Below are 3,561 nucleotides of genomic sequence, written 5' to 3'. Positions count from 1 at the left end.
TTGAAGTGCGCCTTGTTCTTCCATCTCTTTTAGAATAGGACTGTTAGCTCTAATCTTTTGAACACTGTGTTTAACATTTTCTGCACATACATGGTGTAGATACTGTGGATTAGCTGAGGTTTTATCCCCCACAAAACTGCTTGATGCATCTACTGCAGGCTGTATTTTTTGAAGCAAGGCGGTGATATTACCCATCTTTACATTGTCTACCGCTGACCTGATGGCGCCACAATATTCATGACCTAAAACCAGGATCAATTTAGAACCAGATACTTTACAAGCGTATTCCAAGCTTCCTAAAATATCTTCATTAACCACATTTCCTGCAACACGCAACACAAAAATGTCCCCTATACCCTGGTGAAAAACATCTTCAACAGGAACTCTGGAATCCAGGCACGATAAAACCACGGCTAAAGGATATTGGCCCAAAGAGGATTGACGCATTCTTTCAGAGTTATTTCTAACTGTCAGTGTTCCATTTACAAAATCCTGATTTCCTTTTTTCAAGATTTCTAGAATCTTTGCTGGCTCCAATGAATGCTGCTGTTCCTCGGTTAATATGCTTCCGGCAATAACATCAGCATCAGAAATTTGCCGGGGGGCTAATTTTTTATTCTTACGGGTGTATAAATAAACCATGGCCACTAAGGCAATTCCAAGTAAAATCTCAAAAGAACTCATCATCGTGTTATCAGTTGATTGAATATGGATGCAATTTTACGGGTTTTTCATTAAAAAACGATGTTTTTATCGGTTATAAAGTGATCAGGAGCAAGATCTATTGTTGTTGATAGAGTCGCAAAGCCGATGCTTTTTTTAAGAATCGACAGGTTTAATAACTTTAGGTTATATATACATTGCTTATTTCATTGCTGTTTTTGAGATTTAATTCCATTAAAAAAAGGCTGCATCAAAAAATGATACAGCCTCCCTTTTAAAAAATTACTGCAATATAATTAGGCAGCATCAATTGCTTCACGCAATGCTTTTGCTGCTGCCGCAGGATCTTCAGCACCATAAATTGCTGCACCCGCTACTGCTACTTGTGCACCAGCTTTAATTACCTGGGCAACATTTTCGATATTTACTCCACCGGCAATAGATACAGGAACACCAACACGGGCAGCCTCATCAATTAATACCTGGATAGAGTAACCTGCAGTCCATTGTTCATCTAAACCTGCATGTAATTCTACAAACGTTGCACCTAGTTCTGTAACCTCACGTGCTCTTTTTTCCCTGTCAGGGTGACCAATTGTATCTACAACCACACCTTTACCATGTGCTTTTGCTGCTTTTACCGCACCAATGATCGTTGCATCGCCTGCTGTACTTAAAACAGTTACTAAATCTGCACCTGCTTTAAAAGCAATATCAGCTTCTAATTCACCAGCATCTGCAGTTTTTAAATCTGCAAAAACCAATTTATCAGGGTGTGCATTTTTCATTGCCGTGATTACCGTTGAGCCCATATTTTTAATTAGTGGGGTGCCTAACTCTATAATATCTACGTATGGAGCAACCTTTGCAGCAAGGGCTAATGCCTCTGCAGTGGTTAATAAGTCTATTGCTACTTGTAATTTTGCCATGATGTTATGTGTTAATTATTGTTATTATTCTAAATTGGAGTGCCTTACCCATAGTTCTTCTGCCGGTGTGCCATCGGCTTTCCACAATGTTTGAAATACAGCATCGCAGAGCAACAAAATAAATTGTTCAAACAAGCTGCCTGCATATTGTCTGGAGCGGCTGCTGTTGTGGTCCTCTTTTTCTGCTGCCGGAATGTGAACCACGTGGCTGGCAATTTTTGCCAATGGCGATTGTAATTGTGTAGTTAACACCACTACTTTGGCCCCAACGGCTATTGATTTCTCTGCTGCTTTGATAATGGTACTGGTGGTTCCTGAACCTGAGGCGGCGAGCAACAAATCGCCTTTTTGTATAGCAGGTGTGGTGGTATCACCAACAAAAAACACCTGAAGGCCTAAATGCATCAAACGCATGGCAACAGATTTCATGGAGAATCCTGAGCGACCCGCAGCGATAATGAAAATGCGATTGGCCTGTTCAATCTGCTGAACAAAGGCGGGCACTTGTTTGAAGTCTATTTGCTTTAACATCCAGGAATGTTCCAGCATGATCATCTCCAGGTTTGCCTTTACTTCCTGAGCCATTTCTTTTTCTTCTTTCCCTAATTGCATCTGCTGCCGTTTTTAAATCCCTGCAAAACTAGGCTACGTGGCGGCTGTTGCCCTTAGACTTTCAGCACATTATGTTGGACTATCTGGAACTACCGTAATGTAAAAGTCATAAACAAGCCACAAACAAATCCATATTTCCGAATAGTCCACCATTATTACCTTATTATCCACCGCTGCTGGGCAGAATTAGTTACCTTTAAACATCATGAATTCATCAACAGCACCTGAACTCGAAAAATCACTGATCTACATGAGAAACCTAGGCAATTGCCCACCCAGCTACCTCAATGATCCCGGCCGCAAGGACTTCTTTGAAATCGTATGGTTAAAAAACGAGGATGCCCTGCATGCTTTAAAACATGGTGATTTTGAGGTAAAGGGCGACTGGATTTACCTGATTCCACCTTACCGGGTGCACCAGTTAAATAAGGCAGGTAAAAAAGGAGAGCTGATTTCTTTTAAAAGGGCTATGCTGGAAGGAGAAGATAAAGAATTTTTGCTGGATCTGTTTAAGATTTTCAATGTACAGGGCGAATTCTCTTGTCTGCGTTTAAGCAAAGAAGAAGCGGAAGCTTTGTCTAACATTTATCTGCTGCTGGAAAAAGAATACCAGCAAGACACCGATGGCTTAATTATGGTGAAAGCACTGTTAAAGGTATTTCTTTTAAAGCTGATTCAGGTAAAAGAACAGCAGTTTACCGTGCATGACCTTCACCAGAAAAGGGTTTACGAGTTTCTGATGCTGCTGGAATCCAACTACCTTCAAATTAGGAATACTGATTTTTATGCAGGAAAACTAGGCATCAGCTCTAAACGCCTCAACCAGATTTTAAAGGAAAAACTGGATAAAACAGGCATGCAGCTGATTCACGACAGGTTAATTTTGGAAGCAAAGCGGAGCATTATCCATAGTGAGCAGACGATTAAGGAAATTGCCTTTGAACTGGGCTTTTCAGACAGGCCGTATTTTAGCCGCTTTTTCAAAAAACAGACTGGTGAAACCCCTGAAGCCTTTCAAAAGAAAGCAAAGGAGCATGTCAACTCAAAATTTAACACCCTGGTTTAAATAAGCCATATTAGCCGCGCATTTTTTAACATTTAGGCGTATGAATTAACACCTTTTGCTTATCTTTAAATAGCATAAAAGCTACACAAAATGGACATACATTATGGGTGGGTGGCATTCACTATAGCCGTTATGGTTTTGCTTATATTGTGGTTATTTAAACGTAACCAGAAAGATAAAGCCGAATATATAGATGAACTGATCAAAACTGATCTTCCACCAGAAAAACACGAGGAAGATAAAATCTCTTAACGATATAGCAAATAATTACGCCTAACTATTTGTTATGCG

The 3,561-nt window shown here is 40.1% G+C and carries 5 protein-coding genes; 2 read left to right on the top strand and 3 right to left on the bottom strand.

All coding sequences use genetic code 11. The features are described 5' to 3' along the window. From ACR2F7_RS12930 to hxlB, 3 genes are all read right to left on the bottom strand, one after another. A partial coding sequence (locus ACR2F7_RS12930) for a carbonic anhydrase family protein (RefSeq protein ID WP_432713973.1) occupies positions 1 to 687 on the bottom strand: 687 nt, incomplete at its 3' end. A 272-nt stretch (positions 688 to 959) separates the two neighbouring features. Further along, complete coding sequence (gene hxlA, locus ACR2F7_RS12925; RefSeq protein ID WP_432713972.1) at positions 960 to 1,592, bottom strand: 3-hexulose-6-phosphate synthase; 633 nt, start codon at positions 1,590 to 1,592, stop codon at positions 960 to 962. Positions 1,593 to 1,616: 24 nt separating this feature from the next. After that, a complete protein-coding gene (hxlB, locus tag ACR2F7_RS12920; RefSeq protein ID WP_432713971.1) occupies positions 1,617 to 2,204 on the bottom strand; it encodes a 6-phospho-3-hexuloisomerase in 588 nt (195 codons plus the stop codon). Positions 2,205 to 2,409: 205 nt separating this feature from the next. On the opposite strand from hxlB, the gene ACR2F7_RS12915 reads away from it, so the two are divergent. Further along, positions 2,410 to 3,270, top strand: coding sequence for a helix-turn-helix domain-containing protein (locus tag ACR2F7_RS12915; RefSeq protein WP_432713970.1), 861 nt, complete (start codon positions 2,410 to 2,412; stop codon positions 3,268 to 3,270). A 90-nt stretch (positions 3,271 to 3,360) separates the two neighbouring features. Then, positions 3,361 to 3,522 carry a hypothetical protein gene (locus ACR2F7_RS12910; protein WP_432713969.1) on the top strand — a complete coding sequence of 54 codons (162 nt, stop codon included), beginning with the start codon at positions 3,361 to 3,363 and terminating at the stop codon, positions 3,520 to 3,522. Positions 3,523 to 3,561: the final 39 nt, after the last annotated feature.

The sequence above is a fragment of the Pedobacter sp. genome (genome assembly GCF_045628745.1).
In the GTDB taxonomy this organism is placed as follows: domain Bacteria; phylum Bacteroidota; class Bacteroidia; order Sphingobacteriales; family Sphingobacteriaceae; genus Pedobacter.
This window is presented reverse-complemented; position numbering and strand designations above follow the sequence as displayed.

Bases quoted from the DNA above. Each gene is read 5' to 3' on its own strand.
- hxlA (WP_432713972.1), bottom strand. From the start codon at position 1,592: ATGGCAAAATTACAAGTAGCAATAGACTTATTAACCACTGCAGAGGCA.
- hxlB (WP_432713971.1), bottom strand. From the start codon at position 2,204: ATGCAATTAGGGAAAGAAGAAAAAGAAATGGCTCAGGAAGTAAAGGCA.
- ACR2F7_RS12915 (WP_432713970.1), top strand. From the start codon at position 2,410: ATGAATTCATCAACAGCACCTGAACTCGAAAAATCACTGATCTACATG.
- ACR2F7_RS12910 (WP_432713969.1), top strand. From the start codon at position 3,361: ATGGACATACATTATGGGTGGGTGGCATTCACTATAGCCGTTATGGTT.